The organism is uncultured Croceicoccus sp. (assembly GCF_947496385.1).
Taxonomy (GTDB): domain Bacteria; phylum Pseudomonadota; class Alphaproteobacteria; order Sphingomonadales; family Sphingomonadaceae; genus Croceicoccus.
This window is the reverse complement of the sequence record NZ_CANMCP010000012.1, coordinates 15,188-39,025: the sequence shown is the minus strand read 5'-3', so window position 1 is coordinate 39,025 and position 23,838 is coordinate 15,188. Positions and strand designations below refer to the sequence as shown.

Here is a 23,838-nt window from a genome sequence, read left to right as displayed (position 1 = left end):
TCGGAACGAATCGCTCCGATTAGGCGGGGCGGTATGGGCACGCAAAGGACCAAAGGCAGGATATGCGCCTTTCCAGCATGGCAGATTACGCCGTCGTGGCGATGCGGGCCGCCGCGCTGCATTGCGGGGGCACGCGCACCAATGCGGCGGAAATCGCGGCGGAAACCGGCCTGCCCGCCCCCACCGTGCAAAAGCTCGTCAGCCGCCTGGGACAGGCGGGCCTTCTCAATTCCGTGCGCGGATCGGGCGGCGGGTTCCGGCTGGCCCGTCCGGCGGCGGCGATCACGCTCGCCGATATCGTGGAGGCGATCGAGGGCCCTATCGCCATGACCACATGTGCCACCGATACGGGCGATTGCGCGATCGAGGGCACATGCGGCGCGCGTCCCCACTGGCCGCAGGTCAATCGCGCCATTCGCGGCGCACTGGAACAGATCACATTGGCGCAACTCGCGCAGGAGGAAGTGGCGGCATGACCGACACCATGAATCAGCAGACCAAGGCACCGCAGGAAAAAAGCCGGGCCGACATGGACCAGGCCGCAAAGGCCGCGGCCAAGTCGCTCGAAACCTACGAGCATGGGTTCCACTCGGACATCGAGCAGGAATTCGCGCCAAAGGGCCTGTCGGAGGATACCGTCCGCTTCATCTCGGCCAAGAAGAAGGAGCCGGAATGGATGCTGGAATGGCGGCTGAAGGCGTATCGCCACTGGCTGACCATGACGCCGCCGGACTGGGCCAAGCTGGAGGTCGATCCCATCGATTACCAGGATGCGTATTATTACGCCGAGCCCAAGGCGAAGGAGAAGATCGGATCGCTCGACGAGGTCGATCCGGAAATCCTGCGCGTCTATGAAAAGCTCGGCATCCCGATCGCGGAGCAGGAAGTACTCGCCGGGGTCGAAGGCGCGCGCAAGGTTGCGGTGGACGCTGTGTTCGATTCGGTATCGGTGGCCACCACCTTCCGCAAGGAGCTGGAGGAGGCGGGCGTGATCTTCCGCTCCATCTCCGAAGCCGTGCGCGAATTTCCGGATCTGGTGAAGAAGCACCTCGGCAAGGTCGTGCCGATGCACGACAATTATTTCGCGACGCTCAATTGCGCGGTCTTTTCCGACGGCACCTTCGTCTACATCCCCAAGGGAGTCAGGTGCCCGATGGAGCTGTCGACCTATTTCCGCATCAATGCCGAGAATACGGGACAGTTCGAACGCACGCTGATTGTCGCCGACGAAGGCAGCTATGTGAGCTATCTCGAAGGGTGCACCGCGCCGATGCGCGATGAAAATCAGCTGCACGCCGCCGTCGTCGAGCTGATCGCGATGGACGATGCGGAAATCAAATATTCCACGGTGCAGAACTGGTACCCCGGCGATGCCGACGGCAAGGGCGGCATCTATAATTTCGTGACGAAGCGCGCCCTGTGCCAGGGTCGCAATTCGAAAGTGTCGTGGACGCAGGTCGAAACCGGGAGCGCGGTGACGTGGAAATACCCGTCCTGCGTCCTGAACGGCGAAAACAGCGTCGGCGAATTCTACTCCGTCGCGGTGACCAACAATCATCAACAGGCCGACACCGGCACCAAGATGATCCACAATGGCAAGAACAGCCGATCCACCATCATTTCCAAGGGGATCAGCGCGGGCAAGTCGAACAACACCTATCGCGGCCTCGTCCGCGTGGGGCCGAATGCCGACAACGTGCGCAATTTCACGCAGTGCGATTCGCTGCTGCTCGGCAATGAGTGCGGGGCGCACACCGTCCCCTATATCGAGGTGAAGAACCCCGGTGCGCAGGTCGAGCACGAGGCCACCACGAGCAAGATTTCCGACGATCAGCTGTTCTACGCGCAGCAGCGCGGCCTCGAAACCGAGGAAGCCGTGGCCCTGATCGTCAACGGATTCGCCAAGGAAGTGATGAAGCAATTGCCGATGGAATTCGCGGTCGAGGCACAGAAACTGCTCGCCATCAGCCTCGAGGGGAGCGTCGGGTGACGGAGCGCAAGACCCTTCAGATCCGCGAGCGCGGCGATGACGACGCGGCGCCCACGCTCAACCGCAAGGGGCGCGGCTGGGCCATTTCGGAGACGCGGCTCGACACGCTGCACGACCGGGCGCGCGAATTGCGCCGCCACCCGACCGAGGCGCAGACCGCGCTGTGGGACCGCTTCGTAAAGGCGGACCTCGGCAAATATCGCTTCCGCCGGCAGGTCGTCATCGGCTCCGCCATCGTCGATTTCGCGTGTCAGCCGCTCGGCCTCGCGATTCAGGTGGAGAGCGAGGCCGATGGCGCCTCGGCAATCGCGCGCCGCCGCGACAAATCGCTGGAAGAGGTGGGCATCCACCTCATGCGCTTTTCCGAGGATGCCATTGCCGAGGATATCGACGCGGTGCTGGCCGAAATCCTCGCCGCGATGAAGGAACGCTGGCGCGCACGGCGTACCAAGCCGCGCTCCACGATTGCGCGCTCCCGCCCCGATCACCGCACGCGCCCCGATGACCGCGGCCCGTACCGCACCGGCGCGACCGACCGACGTTGAGAAAGACCAAACCCATGCTGAAAATCGAAAACCTTCGCGCCGAAGTCGGCGGAACCGAAATCCTCAAGGGCCTGAGCCTCGAAATCGGCGCGGGCGAGATCCACGCCATCATGGGCCCCAATGGCGCGGGCAAATCGACGCTTTCCTACGTGCTGGGCGGCCGTCCGGGTTACGAGGTGACCGGCGGCTCGGTGACGTTCGATGGTCAGGACCTCCTCGAACTCGAACCGCATGAACGCGCGGCGGCGGGGCTGTTCCTCGGCTTTCAATATCCGGTCGAGATTCCCGGCGTCTCCAACGTGCAATTCCTGCGCGAGGCCGCCAATGCGCAGCGCAAGGCGCGCGGGCAGGATCCGCTTTCGGGCGGCGAATTCCTGAAGCTGGCGAAGGAGAAGGCCGGCCTTCTCAAAATGGACATGGAGATGATGAAGCGGGCGGTGAACGTCGGCTTTTCCGGCGGCGAGAAGAAGCGCGCCGAGATGGTGCAGATGGGCATTCTCGACCCGAAATTCGCCGTGCTGGACGAAACCGATTCCGGCCTCGACATCGATGCGCTGCGCGTGGTGGGCGACGGGATCAACGCGATCATGCGCGAAAGCGGCAAGGGCGTGCTGCTCATCACCCATTATCAGCGCCTGCTCGATTACGTGAAGCCCGATTACGTTCACGTGCTCGCCAAGGGTGCGATCGTGAAAACGGGCGGGCCGGAACTGGCGAGCCAGCTCGAGAGCGAAGGCTACGAAGCGGTGGCCGCGTAATGACAGACGACATCGTCATGGATCATTTGCCGACCCGGCGTGACGAGGAATGGCGCTATGGCGCGCTCGACACGCTCAAGGGGATGAGCAAGGACATATTCGAAAACTGGCGCGACATCGACGTGCCGGCGGGCGAAAGCATGTGCGAGACTTTCGTGCTCGACGCGGCGGACGGGCCGGACCTTACCCGCCTGCGCGTCAATATCGGCGAAGGGGCGACGGCCGCGATCTTTGCCGTGAACACAGGCGCGCCCTATTCGCGGATGGAGGTCGTCGTGCGCTGCGCGAAGGGTGCGCATTTCGAATTTGGCGGCGTCACCATCGGCGGCGGCGATGCCACGCGCGAATTCGTCACCCGCATCGCCCATGACGAGCCGGACGCGACCAGCAACCAGGTCGTCCGGGCCGTGCATTGGGGCAAGGCCGTCGGCAATTTCCTCGGCCGCATCGACGTGGTGAAGGAAGCGCAGAAAACCGACGCGGCGCAGGATTTCAAGGCGATCCTCCTTGAAAAAGGGGCGTCAGCCAATGCGAAGCCGCAGCTCGAAATCTATGCCGACGATGTGAAATGCGCGCATGGCGCGGCGATCGGCGCGCTGGATCAGACCGCCGCGTTCTACATGGCGGCGCGCGGGCTTCCGCCCGAACTGGCGCGCAAGTTGCAGATCCGCGCGTTCGTCGCCGATGCGTTTCTGGCGCTGGAGGACGAGGCGCGGCAGGAGGAACTGCTCGAAAGGGCGCTCGCCGTGCTGGACCGCAAATTATGACCGATACCGCGACCATGAGCCGCAAGGGTGATTTTCCCGGCCTCGTCACCGAAACGGGCGATGCTTGGCATTATCTCGACACCGCCGCCACGTCGCAGAAGCCGCAGGTGGTGATCGACGCGATGGCGAATGCGCTGGGCCGCGATTACGCCACCGTCCATCGCGGCGTATACGGGCGCAGCGCGAACATGACGCTGGGCTATGAAACGGCGCGGCGGCGGGTCGCCGAATTCATCGGCGGGCACGAGGACGAGATCGTCTTTACCCGCGGCGCGACCGAGGCGATCAATCTCGTGGCGCAGACATGGGGCCTCGCCAATCTGAAGGCGGGGGACCGCATCCTGCTCTCCACGCTCGAACATCATTCGAATATCGTGCCGTGGCAGATGTTGCGCGAACGGGTGGGCGTGGAAATCGACGTGTGTCCGTTGACCGCGGATGGCGCCATCGACCTCGACGCCGCGGCGGAGATGTTGAGCGAACGGCACAAGCTTGTCGCGTTTGCTCATGTGTCGAACGTGCTTGGCTCGAAGCTGGACGCAGGTCGCGCCGCCGATCTGGCGCATGGCGTCGGGGCAAAACTGCTGCTCGACGGGTGTCAGTCGGCGCCGCGCATGGCGGTGGATGTCGCCGCACTGGATTGCGATTTTTACGTGTTTTCGGGGCACAAGCTCTACGGGCCGACCGGGATCGGCGCGTTGTGGGCGCGGGGCGACATCCTCGCCGCCATGCCGCCGTGGCAGGGCGGCGGCGCGATGATCGACCGGGTGAGCTTTGCAAAAACCACCTGGGCCGACGCGCCGCAGCGCTTCGAGGCTGGCACGCCCGCCATTACCGAGGCCATCGCCCTGACCGCCGCGATCGATTATGTCGAGGGTATTGGCCGCGACGTGATCGCGCGGCACGAGGACATGATGGTGGCGAAGGCCCGCGCCGAGCTGAGCCGCATCAATTCGGTCCGCCTGTTCGGGCCGGAGGACAGCGCCGGCATCGTCAGTTTCGAGATCGAGGGTATTCACCCGCACGATCTGGGCACCATATTGGACGAAGAGAATGTCGCGATCCGGGCCGGGCACCATTGTGCACAGCCCTTGATGGATCATCTGGGCGTGGCCGCGACGGCCCGCGCCAGTTTCGGCCTGTATAGCGACGAGGCCGACATCGCCGCGCTGATCCGCGGCATCGAACGTACGCAGAGGATTTTCGGCTGATGAACGACACCGACAACAACGACCGCATCATCGCGCCCCCGCCCAACGAAACCGTGGGCGATGTCGCCCCCCCGCCCCGCGCCCGGGTGCAGGACGTGGCCGATGACGCGCCCGAAACCGATGCGCAGAAGCTGGGCCGCAAAAAGGATTATCTCGAAGGTTTCCTGAAGGAAAAGCCGCAGGCGCAGGGCGACGGCGAACCCGGCGGCGAATTGTACGAGGCGATCATCGCCGCGCTCAAGGAAATCTACGATCCGGAAATCCCGGTGAATATCTACGATCTCGGCCTGATCTACGGCGTTGAGGTCACACAGGGCGGCCATGCCACGGTGCAGATGACATTGACGACGCCGCATTGCCCGGTCGCCGAATCGATGCCGGGCGAGGTTGAGTTACGCGTCGGCGCCGTGCCCGGTGTCGGCGATGCGGAGGTGAACCTCGTCTGGGATCCGCCATGGGATCCGGGCAAGATGAGCGATGAAGCCAAACTCGAACTGGGGATGCTGTGATGACCGAGACCAAGACACGCGCCCCGGCGCGCGAACGCCCCGCGGCCGTCACCCTCACCCCGGCGGCGGAGCAGCGCATTGCCGACCTCATGGCGCGCGCACCCGACGATGCCATCGGGGTGAAGCTGTCGACGCCGCGGCGCGGGTGTTCGGGGCTGGCCTACTCGGTCGATTACGTGACCGAGGAAGCCGCGATGGACGAACGCATCGAAACGCCGGGCGGGACGTTCTGGATCGACGGGGCGAGCGTGCTCTATCTCGTGGGGAGCGTGATGGACTGGAAGGAAGACGATTTCCAGGCGGGCTTCACCTTCGACAATCCGAATGCCACCGGCGCGTGCGGGTGCGGGGAAAGCTTTACCGTCTGAGCCGGAATTACCGGCGCAGTGCGCGCACGCAGGCGGCCCGGTCCACCTCGCGCCCGTCGCTGCGCCGGGCATCGACATAGGTCGCGCGTTCCTGCGCCCGCGGGGTCGCGGGATAGAGATAGATGTCGAGCGTGCAGGCGCTGCCCGTGAATTGCAGCTTGCGCGCGTCGTCTTCCCACACGTCGAGCCGCGGCGTGCCGAATTGCTGCACCAGCCGCCCGGCATCGGCGCCGATCACCCCTTCGAGCCCCGGCAGGTTCATCACCCGCGGCGCGCGAAATGCGGTCGATGTCGGCACATCGGGACGTTGCGGCAGGGGTGTCGATGACGGCACGCCATCGCGGCGCCCGACGGGTGCCTGCGACGCGGGCACGGCGCACCCGGCCAGCAGGGACGCGAGCACGGCAGCGGCAACGGATTGTTTCAGCATTCAAATGTCATCCAGAATCAAGGTCGCGCGGCGGCACGGTGCACCATATGCGTGGCCGCCGCCGCGCCCAGAAATGGCGCCAGCAAGTTCAGCAATGGCACGGCCAGCAGCCCTACCACCGCAAGCCCGAGCAGGAAACGGCTAAGCGGCCCAAGCGGGGCATCGCGCAGGTCGGTTGCATGGCGCAGCCAGACCATGTCGCGCAGTTCCCGCCCCAGCAGCCATGCATTGACCACCGCGAACACGATCGCCGTCCCCACCCCTGTGAACAGCAGGGCCAGCGCAATGGGCAGCGCGATCAGATTGGCGATCAGCGCACGCATCGCCCCGCGCGCGGCCTGCCGCGCCTGTTCGCGCAAGGGCACATCGCGCGGACGGAGCGCGGGATAATGGCGCGCCTCCACCGCGGCGACCACGTCGTCGGCATAGAATTGCAGCACCGCCATCGCCACGATCCGCCATGCAAGCCACACGCCGAGCACACTCGCCACCACGCCCAGCGCCGTGCCCGCACCGCCCGTCGCCCATTCCGCGCCGAAGATCGCCGAGACGCCCCACAGCAGCGCCGCCGAAAATCCCGCCGCCACCGCCACGCTCAACACCAGCGCGAGCGCGATGCTTTTGAGCAGCAGACCCAGCACGCGTCGCTGCGCGATCTGCGCAAAGGCCAGCGCGAAGGCGGTGGGAATCGACACGGGCGCGGATCGGGCGATGGACATGGTGCACGATAGGGGGCGCGACACGCTTGCTGTCAACGCCGCGCTTCCCTAACCGGCAAGATCATCCGCAATATGCAGCAAGACGAGTGACCTGATGACCGCACCCCAATTCGACGTTCTCGCCATCGGCAATGCCATCGTCGACGTGATCGCCCCGTGTGAGGACGGCTTCCTCGCCGAACACGGCCTCGACAAGGGCGCGATGGCGCTCGTCGATACGGCACGGGCCGAAACGCTCTACGGCGCGATGGGCCCAGGGCGCGAAGTATCCGGCGGTTCGGCGGCCAACACCTGCGCCGGGCTCGCGGCGCTGGGCGCGAAATGCGCGTTCATCGGGCAGGTCGCGGACGATCAGCTCGGCCAGGTGTTCGCGCATGACATCCGCGCCGCCGGCATCCATTTCGACACCGCCCCGCATACAGGCGATGTGCCGACCGCGCGCTGCCTCGTCCATGTCACCCCCGATGGGCAGCGCACGATGAACACCTTCCTCGGCGCGTCGCAGGAGCTGACCGCCAGGGTCGTCGATGGCGCGCGCATCGCCGATGCGGCGGTGCTTTATCTCGAAGGGTATCTATGGGATCCGGACACGCCGCGCGCCGCCATGCGCGATGCGATGCAGGCGGCACGCGATGCGGGTCGCAAGATCGCCTTTACCCTGTCCGATGCGTTTCTCCTCGACCGGCATGGCGATGATTTTCGCGCGCTGATCGACGGCGGCGAGATCGACATCCTGTTCGCGAACGAAGGCGAGGCAATGGCGCTCACCGGGACCGAAAGCTGCGAGGCGGCCATCGCGGCGCTCGCGCCGAAATTGCCGGTGCTGGTCGTGACCCGCGGCGAGAACGGCGCCGTCGCGGTCACAGGGGACGAGCGCGCCGAGGTCGAGGCCGAGCCGGTGCAGAAGATCGTCGATACCACGGGCGCCGGCGACAGCTTCGCCGCCGGTTTCCTCGCCGGCCATGTGAAGGGGCGCCCGCTTGCCGAGTGCCTCACCATGGGGGCCGTCGCCGCGGCGGAGATTATCTCCCACTATGGCGCGCGGCCAGAAGCGGACCTGAAATCGCTGGTGGCGCAGCGTCTGGGCTAGGCGGTGCGGCGCGGGCGGGGCGTCATGCGTCTCGCTCGCGCGCGACCTCGCGCCATCCGATGTCGCGGCGGCAGAACCCGGTATCGAAGCCGATCGCATCGACGGCGCGATAGGCGCGGTCCTGCGCCTCACCGACGCTGCCGCCGCTCGCCGTCACGTTCAGCACGCGCCCGCCATGGGCGACGAGCGCGCCATCCTGCATCGCGGTGCCGGCATGGAACACGCGCGCACCATCGGCCTCCGCCGCGTCCAGCCCGGTAATCGCCCCGCCTTTTTCGGGCGTGCCGGGATAGCCATTGGCCGCCATCACCACGGTCAGCGCGGTCTGCGGCGAGAAGCGCGGCGGCGCAATGCTCCCCAGCCGGTATTCCGCGGCGGCCAGCAACACCTCGCCCAGGTCGTCCTCCAGCCGCATCATCAGCACCTGGCATTCGGGATCGCCGAACCGGCAATTATATTCGATCAGCTTCGGCCCCTCGCTGGTCAGCATCAGCCCGGCATAGAGCACGCCGCAATAGGGGGTCCCCTCCTCCGCCATGGTGCGCACGGTCGGCGCGATGATGCGTTCCAGCACCTCGCCCTCCATCATGGCGGAAAGGACGGGCGCGGGGCTGTATGCGCCCATGCCGCCGGTGTTGGGGCCGGTGTCGCCCTCGCCCACGCGCTTGTGGTCCTGCGCCGAGCCGAACGGCACGATGGTGCTCCCGTCGGTCAGCGCGAAAAAGCTCGCCTCTTCGCCGGTCATGAATTCCTCGATCACGACCGAGGCACCCGCCGCGCCGAACCGGCCGCCGAATATGTCGTCGATGGCGGCCTTTGCGTCGTCGCTCGTTTCGGCGATGATGACGCCCTTGCCCGCCGCCAGCCCATCCGCCTTGATCACCACCGGAATGGCAAAGCGCGACAGTGCCGCATGGGCCGCATCCCTGTCGTCACAGCGCGCATAATCGGCGGTCGGGATGCCGGCGCGCGCGCACAGATCCTTGGTAAAGCCCTTCGACCCTTCGAGCTGTGCCGCCGCCGCGTTGGGGCCGAACACCGCCGTCCCGCGCGCGCGCAGGCTGTCGCCCAACCCGTCGACAAGCGGCGCCTCCGGCCCGACGACGACCAGACCGATGCGGTTATCCTCGCAAAAAGCCGCAACCGCATCGTGATTGCCCACGTCGAGCGTGATACAGCGCGCATGATCCGCAATGCCCGGATTGCCCGGCGCGGCATACAGCACGCCGCCGCCGGTCAGCAGCCGGGATTGCGAAAGCCGCCACGCCAGCGCATGTTCGCGCCCGCCCGCACCGATCAGAAGGATGTTCATTGGCCCGTCGCCCTGTCAATTCGCGTGAAACGCCCAGCCTGTCCGGGGGCGATGAAAGTGACGCGCTGTTAGCGCGCGTTTCCCCCGGCGACAATGATGCGCCGGTCACGGTGAGCGAAATATCCAGCCTGTTGAAACGCACGGTGGAGGATCGCTTTGGCCATGTGCGGCTGCGCGGGGAATTGTCGGGGGTGAAACGCGCGGCATCGGGGCATCTTTACTGCGCGTTGAAGGATGACAAGGCGGTCATCGACGCGGTGATGTGGCGCGGCAATACCGGGCGGCTCGGCTTTATGCCCGAAGACGGCATCGAGGTCGTCGCCACCGGCAGGCTGACGACCTATCCCGGCCGCTCCAAATATCAGATCGTCGTCGATTCGATGGAGATCGCGGGCGAAGGGGCGCTGCTCGCCCTGCTCGAACGGGTGAAGGCGAAGCTGGAGGCGGAGGGGCTTTTCGCCGCGTCGCGCAAACGGGCGCTGCCGTTCCTGCCCGATGTGATCGGGGTCGTGACCTCGCCGACCGGGGCGGTCATCCGCGACATATTGCACCGCCTGTCCGACCGGTTTCCAAGCCGCGTCGTCGTGTGGCCCGTCATCGTGCAGGGCAAAGGAAGCGCCGAACAGGTCGCCGCCGCCGTGCGCGGGTTTTCCGCGCTCCCGCAGGGCGGACCGGTGCCGCGCCCCGACGTGGTCATCGTCGCGCGCGGGGGCGGTTCGATCGAGGATCTGTGGGGCTTCAACGAAGAAATCGTCGTGCGCGCCATCGCGGAATGCTCGATCCCGGTGATCAGCGCAGTGGGCCACGAAACCGATACGACGCTCGCCGATTTCGCCGCCGATCTGCGCGCGCCGACCCCGACCGCCGCGGCCGAACTCGCCGTACCCGTGCGCAGCGAATTGCGCATGGCACTCGACGAATATGGCTTGCGCAAGCGGCGCGGCGTGGCCCGGCCCGTCGCGCTCGCCCGCGAAAGGCTGGCGGCGTGGGGCGAGCGCCTGCCCGATCCCGCAGCGATGATGGCCGAACGCGGGCAAAAGCTCGACGATCTGGGCGAGAGGCTGCGGCGCGGGCTTGCCATGCGGGCCGACCGGGCGGGCAGCACGCTGGCCGAATTGCGCGGGCGGTTGCGCCCGACGATGCTGAACGAAAGGATCGCGCGGCAGGGGGCGGTGCTGTCCGACCTTCGCGGGCAGATGACGCGCGCCCTGTCCGCCACGGTACGTCACGAACGGCGCGCCCTGGACCGGGTGCCCGCCATCCACCGGATCGTCACGCGCGGCCTGACACAGGAACGCGAACGGATGGCCGCGCTGCGCAGCGTGCTGGCGCAGCTCGACCCGCTCGCCCCATTGTCGCGCGGCTATGCCATGGTGCTCGTCGACGGGCAGGCCATCAGCCGCCGTGACGACGCGGCGGGCAAGCCTGCGCTGACCCTGCGGTTCGGGGACGGAACGCTCGACGTGGCGCCACTGACCGAGGCGCCGCCGAAGCGCGAAACACCCGCGCCGCGCCGCCGCCCACCCCGCAAGACGCCGGAAAAGCGGGACGAACCGGAACAGCAGTCATTGTTTTGACAGGTCCGGCCCGCTAGATCATCGACCATGTTTTCAAGATCCGATGCAAAGCCCGCCCGCCTGGAATACGGCCCCAATTCCTTTCGCCAGCTTACCGCCGGGGATCACGTGCTCTGCGCGGTGAGCGGGGTGCCGATCCCGCTCGACATGCTGCGCTACTGGGATGTGGAGAAGCAGGAACCCTACGCCAGCGCGCAAATCGCGACAGAAGCGCTCTACCCGTCGTGATGGCGCGTATCCTTTCGCGCGCCGCGGGTGCCGCCGCGATGGCCGGCATGATTGCCGCATGCGCCGTCGTTCCCGAATCGGAACCGGGCGACGCCGCCGCCCGCGTGCCCGAGGCGTCCGGGACCCCGGTGCCGCTCCCGCGCCCCATCGACGTGACCTTCCCTGAACAGCAGGATCTGCCCCCCGCCCGCTTCGCCTATGATGGCGAAATGACGCAGGGCGGCTGGATTCGCGGCACCGCGCCGGTGGGGACCGACACGCTGGAGCTTAATGGCGTCGGTGTCCCGATGGGCGAGGACGGCAGCTTTCTCGCCGCGTTCGACCGCGATGCCGGGACGGTCGCCACGCTCGTCGCCAAGCGCAGCGACGGGTCGAGTGCGAGCGAGGCGATCGCCATTTCGCCGCGTGACTGGCGGATCGAGCGGGTCAATATCGCGCGCAGCAGCGGCGGACCGAGCGAGGCGTTCATGCGCATTCGCCGCCCGGAACTCGAACGCATCGGCACCGCCCGCGCCCGCGACACCGGGAGCACCGGCTGGCGACAGGATTTCATCTGGCCGGCGAAGGGGCGTATTTCAGGCGTTTTCGGATCGCAGCGCATCTATCGCGGCGAACCGGGCAGCTATCATTCCGGTATCGACATTGCGCCGGGCGCAGGCGTGCCCTTCGTGGCGCCGGCCGACGGCACGGTGGTTCTCGCCGCGCCGGAGGGCTTCAGCCTCGAAGGGCAGCTGCTCATCATCGACCACGGCCACGGCCTCAACAGCGCATTTCTCCATGCCCAGCGATTGGACGTGAAGGAAGGCGATATCGTCCGCCAGGGTCAGCAGCTCGGCACCATCGGGTCCAGCGGGCGCGCGACCGGGCCGCACCTGCACTGGAGCATGAAATGGAAGGATGCGCGGCTCGACCCGATCCTCTTCACCGGGCCGATGAAGGGCAATTGACGGGGTGAGCGCCGCCGCGCGGCTCGGCCGGATCGGCGGCGCGGCGGTACTGGCCCTGTGTGCTCTTGCAACGCTTGGAGCGCATGAAACGCGGCCGGTCGATGCCGGGCCGCTTGCCATTACCGCCGTCCCGGTTGCAGGCGCGGGCATGCAGATCGGCCCCTTCACGCTCGGCGGGGCATGGCGGCTCGACGGATCGCGCCCCGATTTTCACGGGCTTTCGGGGCTCGCGATCCTGCCCGACGGGCGTTTTCTTGCGGTGTCCGATCGTGGCTGGCGCGTGAGTTTTCCGAAGCCGGGCGACGCGGGCGGCGTCACGATCGATTCGGCGCGCATTCCCTCTTTCGGGCCGCATGCCCTTAACGATCTCGAAGGCGTGGCGGTCGACCCGGATACCGGCACATTCTGGATCACTTTCGAACATCTCAACGCGATCGCGCGATTCGCGGCGGGCGCGGAGACGGGCAAGGCCGTGCAACCCGCGGCGATGGCATCGTGGCCGCGCAACACCGGGCCGGAAACCATCATACGCCTGCGCGACGGTCGCTTCATCGTGATCGGCGAGGCCGTCAGCCCCGGTCGCTCACGCAGCCATATCGGCGTGCTTTTCGATGGAGACCCGGTCGGCGATGGCGTTCGCCGCCCGGCGGAACAGCCGCGTGCCGAACAGGCGAGCGGGGCACAGGGGCGCATCTTTCACCTCGCCATGCCGAACGGGTTCCGCCCGGTCGATGGCGCGCAATTGCCCGATGGGCGCGTGCTGATCCTCGGCCGGAAGTTCAGCGTGCTGACCGGGTTTTCGACCAGCATCGCCATCGCCGACCCGGCAAAGATTCGCTGGGGCGGGTTATGGCAGGCACGCGAAATGGCCCGCATCGACAGCGGGCCATTGGCGGATAATTACGAAGGTCTGGCCATAGAGCCGGCGCGCGACGGGGGCGTGCACATATGGCTGGTGTCCGACGATAATCTCGCCAGCATCATCCAGCATCAATATCTGCTTCGCCTCGACTGGCCGGCGCCCTAGGCGCCCGCGGCGGTTCAGGCCGCGGCGTTCGCCTTGGTCAGCTCGCGCTTCACCTTGAGCGCGCGGGGGCTGAGCTTGGTGTCCGAGGTCTTCAGCAGCCAGTTGTCCAGCCCGCCATTGTGCTCGACCGAACGCAGGCCGTTCGTCGACACACGGAACTTGAAGCTCTTGTCCAGCTTCTCGCTCATCAGCGTGACACGCTGAAGATTGGGAAGGAACACGCGCTTGGTCTTGTTGTTGGCGTGGCTCACATTGTTGCCGATCAGTCGGCCCTTGCCGGTCAGTTCGCAGATGCGCGACATGGTTTTAACTCGCTTGATAAAGGACGGTATAATTCGTCGGGAAAGCGCGGCGCATAGCGAGAGCCTGCCGAATCGTCAAGCAAACCACGCCGCGTCGCACCAATGCCGCGTTTATTGCCCTGCCGCCGCGATTCGGGCAAGCCTTGCGCCGATGAACGCGCCGCCCCCTCCGCCCCCTGTGCCCGACCGCGTGCGCTGGCCCCTGCCCGCGCCGATGGCCGCCGCCCTGGAACAGGCGCGCATCGCCGCCGATGCCGGCGAGGTTCCGGTCGGCGCCGTCGTGGTCCGGCAGGGGACGATCGTTGCCGCGGCGCATAACGAACCGCGTGGCCACCACGATCCGACGGCCCATGCGGAAATTCTCGCGATTCGCCGTGCGGCGCACGTGCTGGGCACATCCCGGCTGATGGATTGCGATCTCTATGTCACGCTGGAGCCGTGCGCGATGTGTGCCGGGGCCATTACCCATGCGCGGATCGCGCGGCTCTACTACGGCGCCGCCGACGAGAAGGGCGGCGCGGTGGAGCATGGTCCGCGCCTGTTCGACCGGGCGGAATGGCTCCACCGTCCCGACGTCTACGCCGGGATCGGAGAGGCGGAGGCCGCCGCCCTGCTCCGCGCGTTCTTTGCCGAACGGCGGAAATAGCAGCCTACGCCGGTTTGAAATCCAGCCCGATGTCGGCTGCCGGTGCGCTTTGCGTCAATCGTCCGACCGACACGTAATCGACCCCGCTCGCAGCGATTGCGCCGATGGTGTCGAGCGTGACGCCCCCGGATGCCTCCGCGGGTACGCGCCCGGCGATGATGCCGACCGCCTCGCGCAGCAGGTCCGGTCCCATATTGTCGAGCAGCAGATGCGTCGCCCCGGCGCCGATCGCCGGTTCGATCTGGTCGATGCGGTCCACTTCGCAGATGATGCTGACCACGCCCGCCGCCTTCGCGCGCGCGACGGCGGGACCGACACCGCCTGCGACCGCCACGTGATTATCCTTGATCATCGCCGCATCCCAGAGACCCATGCGGTGGTTCTGCGCGCCGCCCATACGGGTCGCGTATTTTTCGAGATGGCGCAGGCCCGGAATGGTCTTTCGCGTGTCGAGCAGCGTCGCATGCCCCTCCATCGCGGCGACATAGCGCGCGGTCATCGTGGCAATCCCCGACAAATGCTGCACCGTGTTCAACGCGCTGCGCTCCGCCGTCAACAACGCGCGCGCATTGCCCGACACGCGCATCAGATCGGTTCCGGGCGCAACCGCATCGCCATCGGCGACCAGCATCGCAATCTCGCACGAAGGGTCCAATGCGCGAAAGAACGCAGCAGCGATGGGAAGACCCGCGACGGTCACCGGATCACGGCTGTCCATGACGCCGTCAAACCGCGCGTCTGCGGGAATGACGCTCTCGCTCGTCACGTCATGGCCGCCGCCGGGCACTCCCTCGCCCAGATCCTCGGCCAGCGTGTCGCGGACGAAAGCGTCGAGGTCGAAATGCGGGATCTTCATCAGTGCACGAACCTTGCCACGACATCGCGATAGCTGCGCGACACCTTCACCTCAGCCCCCGACCCCAGCACGAGGAAACATTCGCCATTGGTATGCGGCTTCACCTGCCTTACCTGGTTCAGGTTGACGATGGTGGAGCGGTGCACGCGCTGAAAATCGCGGGGGTCGAGCCGGCGCTCCAGATCCTTCATCGTTTCACGCAGGATCAGCGAATTGTCGCCGGTATAGATGCACATGTAATCGCCCGCCGCCTCGATATGTTCGATCGTGCCGACATCGACGCGGAAAATCTGGCCGCGATCCTTCACGTTGAGCATTTTTTCGAACCGCCCCCCGGACGATGCGGTGCCGGCGTCGTCCTCCTCGTTCGGGTCCACCGCGTCGGGCGCCACCTCGGCGAGGACATTCTTCAGCTTCTCGACCTCTTCCAGCCCGCGCTTCTCCGAAAGGCGCGTGCGCGCCCGTTCGATCGCATCGGCGAGACGGTCCTCGTCCACCGGCTTCATCAGGTAATCGACGGCATTCGCCTCGAACGCGCGGACGGCATGTTCGGAAAACGCGGTGACGAAGATGAACAGCGGCGGCTCGATTTCCATCACCCCCTTCACCACCGAAAACCCGTCGAAACCGGGCATCTGAATGTCGAGGAACACGAGGTCGGGCTTTTCCGTCTTGATCGCGCGGATCGCCTCGCGCCCGTTGGCGCAGGTTTCTATCACCTCGATATCGGGATGCTGCTGCAGGCGGAGTTGGAGGCCCTGGATGGCCAGTTTTTCGTCATCGACGAGGATCGTGCGAATTGTCATCGGATTTCCTGATAAAGACATGTGCCCAACAAACGGGCGCATGGCGATGTGGTTTCACGCATCGTTGCGTTCCGGCGCCGATGGGGCGGGTGCCGGGCGCGCGGAGGAGGAGGGGGCGGGACGCGACGATGGCTCCGCCGCGTCATACGGAACGTCGATCACCACGGCAAAGCCATCCTCCGGCCGGGAACGGATTTCGAAACGCTGCTCCTCTCCATAGGCCTGAACCAGACGCTGGCGGATATTGGCGAGGCCGACACCGGTCGATTGCGCCTCGTTGCCATGGGCGACGCCGATGACATCCTCCGGGTCCACGTCCTGCGGCAGGCCGGGCCCCGTATCGGCGACGGTAATCCGCAGCATCGCGCCCATGCGTTCGGCCGACACGGTGATTTCCGCGCCGGTTTCCTGCGGCGAAACGGCATATTTGATCGCGTTTTCGACCAGCGGTTGAAGCAGCAGCGAGGGCATCAGCGCATCACGCACGTCGCCTGCGATGTCGAACCGGGTGCGCAGCCGCTCCTCGAACCGCATCCGCTCGATGTCGAGATAGAGCTTCAATGTCTCGATCTCCTGCGCGACGGTCACGCGTCCGGTCGGCGGGTTGACGAGCGTATAGCGCAGAAAGCTCGACAGCCGCGAGAGCATCGCATTGGCCGGCTCCGTCTGTTTCAGAAGCACCAGCGTCGAGATCGAATTGAGCGTGTTGAACAGGAAATGGGGGTTGAGCTGATAACGCAGCATGGCCAGCTGCGCGCTCGTCGCCTGATTTTCGAGGCGGAGCAGACGGTCGTTCTGCTCCTCCACCTGAAGATAGAAATTGATCGCATAATACAGCGCTGACCACGCGCCCAGCAGCGTCATGTCGAGATAGAAGACGCCGAGGAACAATTGTGCGAACGGCGTTTCCCCGGCGGGCCGGTAGAGCGATATGACCCAGCTGTCGATGAAGGCATAGAGGCCGACCGCGAAGCCCAGCACGATCCCCGTCGCGCCCCATGTCACGATGGCACGCCGCCCCATCAGCACGCGATAGATGACAGAGAGAATGAGGCTCAGCGAAAAGCCGGTGATCGACCCGATGACCACGATGACGAGGAAGGAGAGCGGGCGTTCATTGGCAAGGCTCGTCACCCCGCGCAGCAGCATCGCCCCGCCCCAGCCCGCCGCCTGCAGCCGCCAGAACGCCTGGTTCTTGTCCTGAAAGAACGGCGCCTGGGCAAAGGGCAGCATGGTCATGGGGCTATGCCGGTTCATGACCCCGCCATAGCGCGCCGATGCGCCGCGCGACACCGGCGCCGTGGGTCGGCGCACGCTCATCGTCGCGGTTTCGCCTCGTCCCGGCTCATCGGGAAGCATCCGGACCAGTCGAACCAGACGCGCGCATCGCCGATTTTCCTGCGCAGATCGGTGATGATCGCGATTTCCTCTTCCATGACATCGATGCGTTCGTCCCATGCATCATGGGTGAGGTCGAGGACACCGACGTCCCGCGACCGCAGATATTCCCGCATCAGCCGCGGGCCGATCTGCAGGTCGTAACCCGCATTGGCAAGCAGCCATATCGCCAGGCGATCGGCCTCGCGCTCGCTATGCCGGACGCGCCCCATGGTTCGCTTGCCCTTCAGGGTGATCGGATGGCGCAGGATCACATGCGCGAATTCGTGCGCCACGATCGCCGGGAAAAATTCGGCATCGCCATATTTGCGGGCCAGCGCATCGCCGATCAGCACGCGGCGCCCATCGCTGCGCGCGACGCCGGTGTTGGTCAGGATCTCGAACCGGCCGGCGCAAACCGGCTCCGCCGCGACCGTCACCCGGCGCAAGGTGCCCTCGGGATCGAGGCCGTCGATCCGGACCAGCCCGCACCGCGACAGCAGCTTGTCGACATGATCGTGCAGGTCGCGCGTGCGGCGATAGTCGCCGGGCTCGCTCTGAGTGAGATCGACGACGGGCCGCGCCTCGATCGCGACGAGTTCGCGGATCCCGGCGGCGCCCGCCCGGTCCCCCGGCCCGCCCTCGGCCAGCCCGCCAATGCCGAAATCGCCCGACAGCCCAAGCGAGGCGCGCGCAGCGTCGGCATCGCCAAAACTTTGCGCATCGATCAGCTGTATTCCCACGGACGGACGGCGATGGCGGCAGAACGGCGCATTGGCCCGCGCGAGCCGCCATCCCACGGTGAGGAGCCTTGCATCGAGGTCGAGCAGGCTGCGATAGGCGTCTCCCTTCGCGGCGGCGGCATCCCGCGCGGCGGAGGGCGGCGCCGCTGCCATGGCGGCGAGCGCGACGGCGACGAACAGGGAACGAGCCGAACGAAAGCGCATCACCCTGCCATTAGCTGTCTATCACCCCGCGGTCCGGTAGAGCGCCTCGCGCAGCGCGTCGGCCCCCACTGCCCCGCGCAGAAGCGAATCGCCCGCAACCCAGGCCGGCGTCCCGTCGACCTGCAATTGGGCGGCGATCTGGCGATTGGTTTCCACCTCGCGTGCGATGTCGGCGCCATCGGCATCGGCTCGGGCCTTTGCCATGTTCAGCCCGGCACGCGCCGCGGCGGCAGCGATGCTCTGCGCATCCGGCCTGCCGCCTTCGTACATGGCGTCGTGGAACGCGGCATAGCGGCCCTGCTTCGCAGCGGCGAGCGCCATCCGCGCGGCATCCTCGCTCGCCTGCGAAAGGATCGGCAATTCGCGCACCACGACCCGCAGGTCGTCGTCCTTTGCGATCAGCGCCTTCACGTCCGCGACCGATTGCCGGCAATAACCACAGGCATAATCGGTAAAGGTGACGAGCGTGCGGCTCCCGTCCGGATTGCCGAGCACCGCGCCGGGGAACGGCTCCGTGAGCGTATCACCGATGCGGGAGATTTCCTCGCCCGCCTGCTTCATGCGGAGGCGTTCGATCGCCTCGGGCAGGATTTCGGGATGTTCGAGGATGTAATTGCGGACCAGCGCTTCGATCGCGGCGCGCTCGCCCTCGTCGAATTCGTCGGCGGCCATGTCGCTCGCGCTGTCGGACTGCGCCTCGGCGGGGCCGGTCTTGTAGAGGACGGCGGCACCGAATGCGATGACGAGGATGACCGCGAACGCCGCGACGAGACGCCGGGCAATGCGGTGGGAGCGGGATCGATCTGCGGCCTTCATGGATTGCAAGGCTAGTCGCGTTTGCGCTTTCGTTCAATCGCATCGCGCGCCTGCAACGCAATATCCTGTGCGCGGAGCCAGTCCGGCGTGCCGGTCGGCAATGCGGCTTCGGCGGCCTGCGCATTCTGCAGCGCGGACATGGGATCGCCGGTCATCATCTTCGTTTCCGCGCTGGCAAGCCGCGCGCGCGGCAGGTCGCCGCGTTCGGCATAGATCCGCCCCAGCTGATACCATGCCTGCGGGTTCAACCTGTCGACCGCGACCGCCGCGCGCAGGACGCGCTCCGCCTCCGCATGGTGGGCGGCATCCTCGGTGGCGAGCAGCGCATGACCGAACAGCGTCGCGATGAGCGGCTGATTCCCCGTGAGCGAGACCGCCCGGCGCAGCGGGTCGAGCGCAGCCTCCGCCTGCCCCGCCTCCAGCAGGATCTGCCCCTTCAGTTCCAGGAAATAGGGATCGTCCGGCGCATCTGCCAACAACGCATCGGCCTCGGCCACGGACTTGTCGAACAGGGCCTGCCGGTGCCGGCTATACGCGCGGGCATAGCGTGCGGGCACCGTGTCCACATATTCGGGATAGGCGATGAGCACCTGTTCCGGCGGGGCGAGATAGCCGTAAAGCTTCGCCTTCATCCGCTGAAACCGGCGCTCGATGTCGGGATCGGCGGGTTTGTCCCACGCATCGTCGCGTTCATAAACCGTGCGCAGCGTTTCGATACGATCGCGCGAGAGGGGGTGCGTGCGATAAAACGTATCGCTGGAATCGGCATAATAGCCGGAGCGATGCTCCAGGTTCTGCAACTTGCGGAAGAAGTCGAGGCTCCCACGCCCGGACAGGTCCGCACCGGCCAGATATTTCGCGCCGGCAAGATCGGCGGCCGATTCCTGACCGCGGGTAAAGGCGAGGAACTTGCCCATGGCGGCCTGCTGTCCTGCGGCGATGACGCCCATCGCGGCCTCGCCGCCGCCCGCCGCCGCCGCCGCCACGCCGAGGATCAGCGACAGGATCGAGATATTGCCCGCCGCCTTCGCCCCGTCGCCAAAACCGATGACGTGCCCGCCGGTGATATGGCCAAGCTCGTGCGCGATTACGCCCTGCACCTCGAGCGCGTTGTCCGCCTCCGCGATGAGGCCCGAATGGATATAGACCGCCTGCCCGCCCGCGACGAAGGCATTGACCGACCCGTCGTTGATCAGCACGAGATCGACGTTCCCCGGCTCCAGCCCCGCCGCGCGGATCAGCGGCGCGGCCATCTCGTCGAGCAGCGCCTCTGTCTCCGCATCGCGCAGGATCGACTGCGCCGCCGCCGGACGCACCGACAGCAGCACCAGCGCAAGGATGCAGAGCGTTCGCGCAAGAAGGGACCGCAGGGCGGAAACGGGCATGATCGGTCGGGCTCGCATGAAGGCCGGTGGTGTGCCCGCCGGTGTGAACGGGCAATGAAGCCGCAGGATAGGGCCAGCGCACGACGAGGACAAGACACCCACCGCCCTCGCCGCAGTCGTCATCCCGGCCGCATCCGTAAGTGTCGCGCTTCTGCCTCCCGAAACTCCGGCCCGCCGCGCCGATCTTCGGGCGCGTCAGATGCCCGCGCTCTCCTTGTCATTGCGCTCGGCGGCCTCCACGATCCGCTCCGCCTCCCCGTCGTGGGCGAGGCCGATCTCCTCCAGAAACGCCTGCCCCCCGTCATAGGCGGAACCGGTCCATAGCGGCACGCCCGCATCGGCGATGCGCTGCTTCGCCGCCTGCTCCTCGGGCGAATGGGTGTCGCCGGCCATGCGGATGAAGATCGCGGCGACGCGGCCCGGATTATGCGCCGCCACATGGCTGAACGCGACGAGGTCGCCCTGCGTATCATCACCGATCATCAGGATCCGCTTTTCGGGATAGAACGCGAGAATGCGGTCGATGGCGTCGACCTTGTGCGTCCCGTGGCTCGACGAGCCGAGCGTCGCGCGGTTGAAGCCCCAGTCGCGCAAATGGATCGGACCGACCGGGAGGCCGCGCGTCTTCATGAAGGTCACGAGATAGGAAAACAGGTTCCACGGGCTGGACGACACGTAGAAGAACGGATGCCGCGTCGCGCGCAATTCCGCGCCCGCCTCACCCGCATGGGCGCCGCCCTCGCCCCCGCCCGCCAGCGCGCCATAGAACGTATCGACACCCGGCACCGCGGTCCTTTCATCCGGCATTTGCGCCAGAAGCCTGTTCCAGTTCCGCAGGACCGAGCGCAGGCCACCGGTCACGCCGGTTTCGATGATGGTGTCGTCGATGTCGGATATGATCGCCCGGTCGGTATCGGTGCCGGGCGCGAGCACGAAGCCGTCGGCCCGTTGCGGCCCCTCGCGCGTGGCCCAGTGGAATTCCACCGTTTCCCACCGTGTCGTGGGCGGCATCGGCCAATTGTCGAGCGCGATATCGAAGGCCACGAAACCCTCGTCATTCGTTACGCCCTCATACCGCGCGGTGATGCCGTCGGGTGAACGCACCAGGAGCGTCACCGGCAGGCGCGGCTCCTCCCGCGATGCGAAATGGTCGAGCAGGGCACGGATCTTGCGCCATTTGGCGGAATGGTCCCACCGCGGTTCGCGATTGCGCAAGGCGCGCGCCTCGATCCTCAGCCCGTGGGTGTTGCGATAACCGAAATAGGGAACGAGGCGAGGTTCTCTTTCAAACAGCGTCATGGGGTCACCAACGACGCACCCCCGCTTTCGTGCCGGACGAGGCCAGCAGATTGCGCGCCGCCCGCGTGACGAGCCTTTCGTCATGGGGCAGTTCGCCCAGCACGCCGACCCGCCCCGAACCGTCCCGCCGCGCGAGCAGGAGCGTATATTCCGGCCCGATCGTATCGAGCGCGTCCAGCCCGACCGTCGGAAACGGGCCGAGCATCTGCGCCGCGCTTTCCCCGATGCGTGGCCCCTGCCCCTGCCCATGCCCTGCGGCGAGAGCCCCGCCTCCCCGGCTCAGCTCGTGGCGAAGTCCGCCCAGAATGTTCTCGTCCACCATTTCTTTCCAGTTCAGCACGCCGAATACATGGTCGATACCCCGCCCGTCGCGCGAAAAGGGAAGCAGGATACCGCGATACAGAACCATCCGCCGCTCGCGATTGACGAATTCCGCCTCGAACCCGATGGGGGTCTGATGCGCGAGGATCTGGATATAATGATCGGTCACGCGCGACAGCAGCGAATGGGGCGGCACATCGGATAGCTGCGTGATGGTGCCGGGCGCCGAGACCCCGCATTCATCGGCCAGCGCGGCGCCCAGATGCGAGACGAGCGGGTTTTCGATCCCGGCGGCGAAATCGAGCATGACGCTGAACGGCCCGAAATCGTCGTTCTCGTTCGGTTTGATCGCGCTCACCAACGGGTAGCGCCCCTGCCCCAGCAATTGCGCCCAGCAATTATAGGCGCGAACCTGCATGCGGCGTTCGTCCTGTCCGATGGCGGGGGGCGCGTCATCGCCGATTTGCGCGGCATCGGGCATGTCCGGATCGGCGATTGCGTCGAGGGAAGCGTCGTCGGCGGGAAATTCGTCCTGCCATTTCCGGCGGCGATTTTCACCGTTCCAGTTCAACATTGCCATTCCCGTCGCCGCCACTTGAAGCGACAACAGCTATCGGCTCCGGGTAAACCGGTGGTTAATTCCGCCCCTGCGCCTGACCTTCCGGGGGCGCATCTTGCGGCCGGGCAGCAATACGCCGCGCGCGGGCAAGCAGGACTTCGGCCTGGGCGAGGTGAAGCCGCTCGACCATCTTGCCGTCGACACGGATCGCGCCGCGCCCGGCATGTGCCGGGTCGTCAAACGCCGCGACGATGGCTTCCGCCTCCGCGATTTCGTCCGATGAAGGGGCAAAGATCGCGTTCGCCGTCGCGATCTGCCGGGGGTGGATCAAGGTCTTGCCATCAAATCCGCCATCGCGCGCCTGCCGGCATTCGGCGTAAAGACGGTCCTCGTCGTCGAGCGCATTGCACACCCCGTCGAGCACGATCAGCCCATGCGCCCGCGCCGCCAGCACCGCCATGGTCAGCACGGGCTGAAACACCGCGCGGCCCGGCAATTGCGCCATGCCGCTGTCCTTCGCCAGATCGTTGAGGCCCAGGACCATCCCCGCAAGCGGCGTGTCCGCAGCGCACGCCGCGATCTGCGCCAGATTGAGCACGGCAAGCGGCGTTTCCACCATGATCCACAGCGCGACATCATCCGCAAAGCCCGCGCCGGCCATCGCATCGGCAAGGTCGCGCACATCCGCGGCATCGTCGATTTTCGGCGCCAGCACGGCGTCGAGCGGCGCCTGCGCCAGCGCGGCGAGATCCGCCCTGCCCCATGCGCCGTCATGCGCATTGATGCGCGCCACCCGGTAACGCGGGCCGAAACTGCCCTCCCCGAATGCCGCGACCACCTGCGCGCGGGCATCGGCCTTGGCCTCGGGCGCGACCGAATCCTCGAGGTCGAGGACGATCGCATCGGCGGGCAATGCGCGCGCCTTGGCGATCGCGCGCGCGTTGGAGCCTGGCATGTAAAGGGCGGAGCGCAGGAGCGGAGCATCGGTCATGCCCCGTGTCCTGTCACAGGGCGCGCCGCACTGGCAAGAAAAAGACCGCAGGCGT

At 66.5% G+C, this 23,838-nt stretch carries 27 protein-coding genes; 14 read left to right on the top strand and 13 right to left on the bottom strand.

Annotation, left to right across the window (positions count from 1 at the left end):
- The first annotated feature begins 62 nt into the window (after positions 1-62).
- From Q0897_RS14245 to Q0897_RS14210, 8 genes are read left to right on the top strand one after another with little or no spacing between them, the layout of a single operon-like run.
- The gene (locus Q0897_RS14245) at positions 63-476 is read left to right on the top strand and encodes an SUF system Fe-S cluster assembly regulator (protein ID WP_239806793.1); all 414 of its coding nucleotides are present in this window, start codon (positions 63-65) and stop codon (positions 474-476) included.
- A gap of 8 nt (positions 477-484) precedes the next feature.
- On the top strand, positions 485-1,990 hold the full coding sequence (gene sufB / locus Q0897_RS14240) for a Fe-S cluster assembly protein SufB (protein WP_202087285.1): 1,506 nt from the start codon (positions 485-487) through the stop codon (positions 1,988-1,990).
- Positions 1,987-2,535, top strand: a complete 549-nt coding sequence (locus tag Q0897_RS14235; protein WP_299310058.1) for a DUF559 domain-containing protein — start codon at positions 1,987-1,989, stop codon at positions 2,533-2,535. The genes sufB and Q0897_RS14235 overlap by 4 nt, the downstream gene beginning before the upstream one ends.
- A 14-nt stretch (positions 2,536-2,549) precedes the next feature.
- Positions 2,550-3,293: a Fe-S cluster assembly ATPase SufC gene (gene sufC, locus Q0897_RS14230; RefSeq protein WP_202085750.1), complete on the top strand. Its 744-nt coding sequence runs from the start codon at positions 2,550-2,552 to the stop codon at positions 3,291-3,293.
- Complete coding sequence (locus Q0897_RS14225; protein WP_299310057.1) at positions 3,293-4,060, top strand: SufD family Fe-S cluster assembly protein; 768 nt, start codon at positions 3,293-3,295, stop codon at positions 4,058-4,060. The genes sufC and Q0897_RS14225 overlap by 1 nt, the downstream gene beginning before the upstream one ends.
- Complete coding sequence (locus Q0897_RS14220) at positions 4,057-5,271, top strand: cysteine desulfurase (RefSeq protein ID WP_299310056.1); 1,215 nt, start codon at positions 4,057-4,059, stop codon at positions 5,269-5,271. Before Q0897_RS14225 ends, Q0897_RS14220 begins: the two co-directional genes overlap by 4 nt.
- Positions 5,271-5,780: an SUF system Fe-S cluster assembly protein gene (locus Q0897_RS14215; protein ID WP_299310055.1), complete on the top strand. Its 510-nt coding sequence runs from the start codon at positions 5,271-5,273 to the stop codon at positions 5,778-5,780. Before Q0897_RS14220 ends, Q0897_RS14215 begins: the two co-directional genes overlap by 1 nt.
- A complete protein-coding gene (locus Q0897_RS14210; protein ID WP_299310054.1) occupies positions 5,780-6,148 on the top strand; it encodes an iron-sulfur cluster assembly accessory protein in 369 nt (122 codons plus the stop codon). Before Q0897_RS14215 ends, Q0897_RS14210 begins: the two co-directional genes overlap by 1 nt.
- Before the next feature lie 7 nt (positions 6,149-6,155).
- On the opposite strand, the gene Q0897_RS14205 is transcribed toward Q0897_RS14210, so the two are convergent.
- Both Q0897_RS14205 and Q0897_RS14200 read right to left on the bottom strand, forming a co-directional pair.
- Positions 6,156-6,578 (bottom strand): hypothetical protein, encoded by a 423-nt coding sequence (locus Q0897_RS14205; RefSeq protein WP_202085756.1) that lies wholly within the window; start codon positions 6,576-6,578, stop codon positions 6,156-6,158.
- A gap of 17 nt (positions 6,579-6,595) precedes the next feature.
- A complete protein-coding gene (locus tag Q0897_RS14200; protein WP_299310053.1) occupies positions 6,596-7,297 on the bottom strand; it encodes an EI24 domain-containing protein in 702 nt (233 codons plus the stop codon).
- Positions 7,298-7,391: 94 nt separating this feature from the next.
- Here Q0897_RS14200 and Q0897_RS14195 point away from each other — a divergent pair, with 94 nt between their 5' ends.
- A complete protein-coding gene (locus Q0897_RS14195; RefSeq protein WP_299310052.1) occupies positions 7,392-8,387 on the top strand; it encodes an adenosine kinase in 996 nt (331 codons plus the stop codon).
- Between the two features lie 22 nt (positions 8,388-8,409).
- On the opposite strand, the gene purD is transcribed toward Q0897_RS14195, so the two are convergent.
- Positions 8,410-9,699 (bottom strand): phosphoribosylamine--glycine ligase, encoded by a 1,290-nt coding sequence (gene purD / locus Q0897_RS14190; RefSeq protein ID WP_299310051.1) that lies wholly within the window; start codon positions 9,697-9,699, stop codon positions 8,410-8,412.
- A 38-nt stretch (positions 9,700-9,737) separates the two neighbouring features.
- Here purD and xseA point away from each other — a divergent pair, with 38 nt between their 5' ends.
- From xseA to Q0897_RS14170, 4 genes are read left to right on the top strand one after another with little or no spacing between them, the layout of a single operon-like run.
- Positions 9,738-11,276, top strand: a complete 1,539-nt coding sequence (xseA, locus tag Q0897_RS14185; protein ID WP_299310072.1) for an exodeoxyribonuclease VII large subunit — start codon at positions 9,738-9,740, stop codon at positions 11,274-11,276.
- 27 nt (positions 11,277-11,303) lie between these two features.
- Positions 11,304-11,504 (top strand): DUF2093 domain-containing protein, encoded by a 201-nt coding sequence (locus Q0897_RS14180; protein ID WP_299310050.1) that lies wholly within the window; start codon positions 11,304-11,306, stop codon positions 11,502-11,504.
- Positions 11,504-12,451: a M23 family metallopeptidase gene (locus Q0897_RS14175; protein ID WP_299310049.1), complete on the top strand. Its 948-nt coding sequence runs from the start codon at positions 11,504-11,506 to the stop codon at positions 12,449-12,451. The genes Q0897_RS14180 and Q0897_RS14175 overlap by 1 nt, the downstream gene beginning before the upstream one ends.
- A 4-nt stretch (positions 12,452-12,455) precedes the next feature.
- Positions 12,456-13,478, top strand: coding sequence for an esterase-like activity of phytase family protein (locus tag Q0897_RS14170; RefSeq protein ID WP_299310048.1), 1,023 nt, complete (start codon positions 12,456-12,458; stop codon positions 13,476-13,478).
- Between the two features lie 14 nt (positions 13,479-13,492).
- Here Q0897_RS14170 and rpmB read toward each other — a convergent pair whose 3' ends face one another.
- Complete coding sequence (rpmB, locus tag Q0897_RS14165) at positions 13,493-13,780, bottom strand: 50S ribosomal protein L28 (RefSeq protein WP_202085765.1); 288 nt, start codon at positions 13,778-13,780, stop codon at positions 13,493-13,495.
- Positions 13,781-13,931: 151 nt separating this feature from the next.
- Between rpmB and Q0897_RS14160 the strand changes: the two genes are divergently transcribed.
- A complete protein-coding gene (locus Q0897_RS14160; RefSeq protein ID WP_299310047.1) occupies positions 13,932-14,426 on the top strand; it encodes a nucleoside deaminase in 495 nt (164 codons plus the stop codon).
- Between the two features lie 4 nt (positions 14,427-14,430).
- On the opposite strand, the gene nadC is transcribed toward Q0897_RS14160, so the two are convergent.
- The 9 genes from nadC to Q0897_RS14115 form a co-directional block, all read right to left on the bottom strand.
- Positions 14,431-15,282 (bottom strand): carboxylating nicotinate-nucleotide diphosphorylase, encoded by an 852-nt coding sequence (gene nadC, locus Q0897_RS14155; protein ID WP_299310046.1) that lies wholly within the window; start codon positions 15,280-15,282, stop codon positions 14,431-14,433.
- The gene (locus Q0897_RS14150; RefSeq protein ID WP_299310045.1) at positions 15,282-16,088 is read right to left on the bottom strand and encodes a LytTR family DNA-binding domain-containing protein; all 807 of its coding nucleotides are present in this window, start codon (positions 16,086-16,088) and stop codon (positions 15,282-15,284) included. The genes nadC and Q0897_RS14150 overlap by 1 nt, the downstream gene beginning before the upstream one ends.
- 54 nt (positions 16,089-16,142) lie before the next feature.
- Positions 16,143-17,327 (bottom strand): histidine kinase, encoded by a 1,185-nt coding sequence (locus tag Q0897_RS14145; protein WP_299310071.1) that lies wholly within the window; start codon positions 17,325-17,327, stop codon positions 16,143-16,145.
- Positions 17,328-17,404: 77 nt separating this feature from the next.
- Positions 17,405-18,412 (bottom strand): hypothetical protein, encoded by a 1,008-nt coding sequence (locus Q0897_RS14140; RefSeq protein ID WP_299310044.1) that lies wholly within the window; start codon positions 18,410-18,412, stop codon positions 17,405-17,407.
- 21 nt (positions 18,413-18,433) lie between these two features.
- A complete protein-coding gene (locus Q0897_RS14135) occupies positions 18,434-19,228 on the bottom strand; it encodes a DsbA family protein (protein ID WP_299310043.1) in 795 nt (264 codons plus the stop codon).
- Between the two features lie 11 nt (positions 19,229-19,239).
- The gene (locus Q0897_RS14130) at positions 19,240-20,613 is read right to left on the bottom strand and encodes a M48 family metalloprotease (RefSeq protein WP_299310042.1); all 1,374 of its coding nucleotides are present in this window, start codon (positions 20,611-20,613) and stop codon (positions 19,240-19,242) included.
- A gap of 195 nt (positions 20,614-20,808) precedes the next feature.
- The gene (locus tag Q0897_RS14125; RefSeq protein ID WP_299310041.1) at positions 20,809-21,912 is read right to left on the bottom strand and encodes an App1 family protein; all 1,104 of its coding nucleotides are present in this window, start codon (positions 21,910-21,912) and stop codon (positions 20,809-20,811) included.
- Between the two features lie 4 nt (positions 21,913-21,916).
- A complete protein-coding gene (locus Q0897_RS14120) occupies positions 21,917-22,813 on the bottom strand; it encodes a hypothetical protein (RefSeq protein WP_299310040.1) in 897 nt (298 codons plus the stop codon).
- 55 nt (positions 22,814-22,868) lie between these two features.
- Entirely contained in the window at positions 22,869-23,783 is a 915-nt protein-coding gene (locus tag Q0897_RS14115) for a CoA ester lyase (RefSeq protein WP_299310039.1), read from the bottom strand.
- Between the last annotated feature and the right edge of the window lie 55 nt (positions 23,784-23,838).

Bases quoted from the DNA above. Each gene is read 5' to 3' on its own strand.
- Q0897_RS14115 (WP_299310039.1), bottom strand. From the start codon at position 23,783: ATGACCGATGCTCCGCTCCTGCGCTCCGCCCTTTACATGCCAGGCTCC.
- Q0897_RS14135 (WP_299310043.1), bottom strand. From the start codon at position 19,228: ATGAAGGCCGCAGATCGATCCCGCTCCCACCGCATTGCCCGGCGTCTC.
- Q0897_RS14145 (WP_299310071.1), bottom strand. From the start codon at position 17,327: ATGACCATGCTGCCCTTTGCCCAGGCGCCGTTCTTTCAGGACAAGAAC.
- Q0897_RS14215 (WP_299310055.1), top strand. From the start codon at position 5,271: ATGAACGACACCGACAACAACGACCGCATCATCGCGCCCCCGCCCAAC.
- Q0897_RS14225 (WP_299310057.1), top strand. From the start codon at position 3,293: ATGACAGACGACATCGTCATGGATCATTTGCCGACCCGGCGTGACGAG.
- Q0897_RS14140 (WP_299310044.1), bottom strand. From the start codon at position 18,412: ATGCGCTTTCGTTCGGCTCGTTCCCTGTTCGTCGCCGTCGCGCTCGCC.
- Q0897_RS14120 (WP_299310040.1), bottom strand. From the start codon at position 22,813: ATGGCAATGTTGAACTGGAACGGTGAAAATCGCCGCCGGAAATGGCAG.
- sufB (WP_202087285.1), top strand. From the start codon at position 485: ATGAATCAGCAGACCAAGGCACCGCAGGAAAAAAGCCGGGCCGACATG.
- Q0897_RS14175 (WP_299310049.1), top strand. From the start codon at position 11,504: ATGGCGCGTATCCTTTCGCGCGCCGCGGGTGCCGCCGCGATGGCCGGC.
- Q0897_RS14200 (WP_299310053.1), bottom strand. From the start codon at position 7,297: ATGTCCATCGCCCGATCCGCGCCCGTGTCGATTCCCACCGCCTTCGCG.
- Q0897_RS14195 (WP_299310052.1), top strand. From the start codon at position 7,392: ATGACCGCACCCCAATTCGACGTTCTCGCCATCGGCAATGCCATCGTC.
- Q0897_RS14125 (WP_299310041.1), bottom strand. From the start codon at position 21,912: ATGACGCTGTTTGAAAGAGAACCTCGCCTCGTTCCCTATTTCGGTTAT.
- Q0897_RS14210 (WP_299310054.1), top strand. From the start codon at position 5,780: ATGACCGAGACCAAGACACGCGCCCCGGCGCGCGAACGCCCCGCGGCC.
- Q0897_RS14180 (WP_299310050.1), top strand. From the start codon at position 11,304: ATGTTTTCAAGATCCGATGCAAAGCCCGCCCGCCTGGAATACGGCCCC.
- Q0897_RS14160 (WP_299310047.1), top strand. From the start codon at position 13,932: ATGAACGCGCCGCCCCCTCCGCCCCCTGTGCCCGACCGCGTGCGCTGG.
- Q0897_RS14150 (WP_299310045.1), bottom strand. From the start codon at position 16,088: ATGACAATTCGCACGATCCTCGTCGATGACGAAAAACTGGCCATCCAG.
- Q0897_RS14130 (WP_299310042.1), bottom strand. From the start codon at position 20,613: ATGCCCGTTTCCGCCCTGCGGTCCCTTCTTGCGCGAACGCTCTGCATC.
- rpmB (WP_202085765.1), bottom strand. From the start codon at position 13,780: ATGTCGCGCATCTGCGAACTGACCGGCAAGGGCCGACTGATCGGCAAC.
- Q0897_RS14245 (WP_239806793.1), top strand. From the start codon at position 63: ATGCGCCTTTCCAGCATGGCAGATTACGCCGTCGTGGCGATGCGGGCC.
- Q0897_RS14205 (WP_202085756.1), bottom strand. From the start codon at position 6,578: ATGCTGAAACAATCCGTTGCCGCTGCCGTGCTCGCGTCCCTGCTGGCC.
- sufC (WP_202085750.1), top strand. From the start codon at position 2,550: ATGCTGAAAATCGAAAACCTTCGCGCCGAAGTCGGCGGAACCGAAATC.
- purD (WP_299310051.1), bottom strand. From the start codon at position 9,699: ATGAACATCCTTCTGATCGGTGCGGGCGGGCGCGAACATGCGCTGGCG.
- Q0897_RS14220 (WP_299310056.1), top strand. From the start codon at position 4,057: ATGACCGATACCGCGACCATGAGCCGCAAGGGTGATTTTCCCGGCCTC.
- nadC (WP_299310046.1), bottom strand. From the start codon at position 15,282: ATGAAGATCCCGCATTTCGACCTCGACGCTTTCGTCCGCGACACGCTG.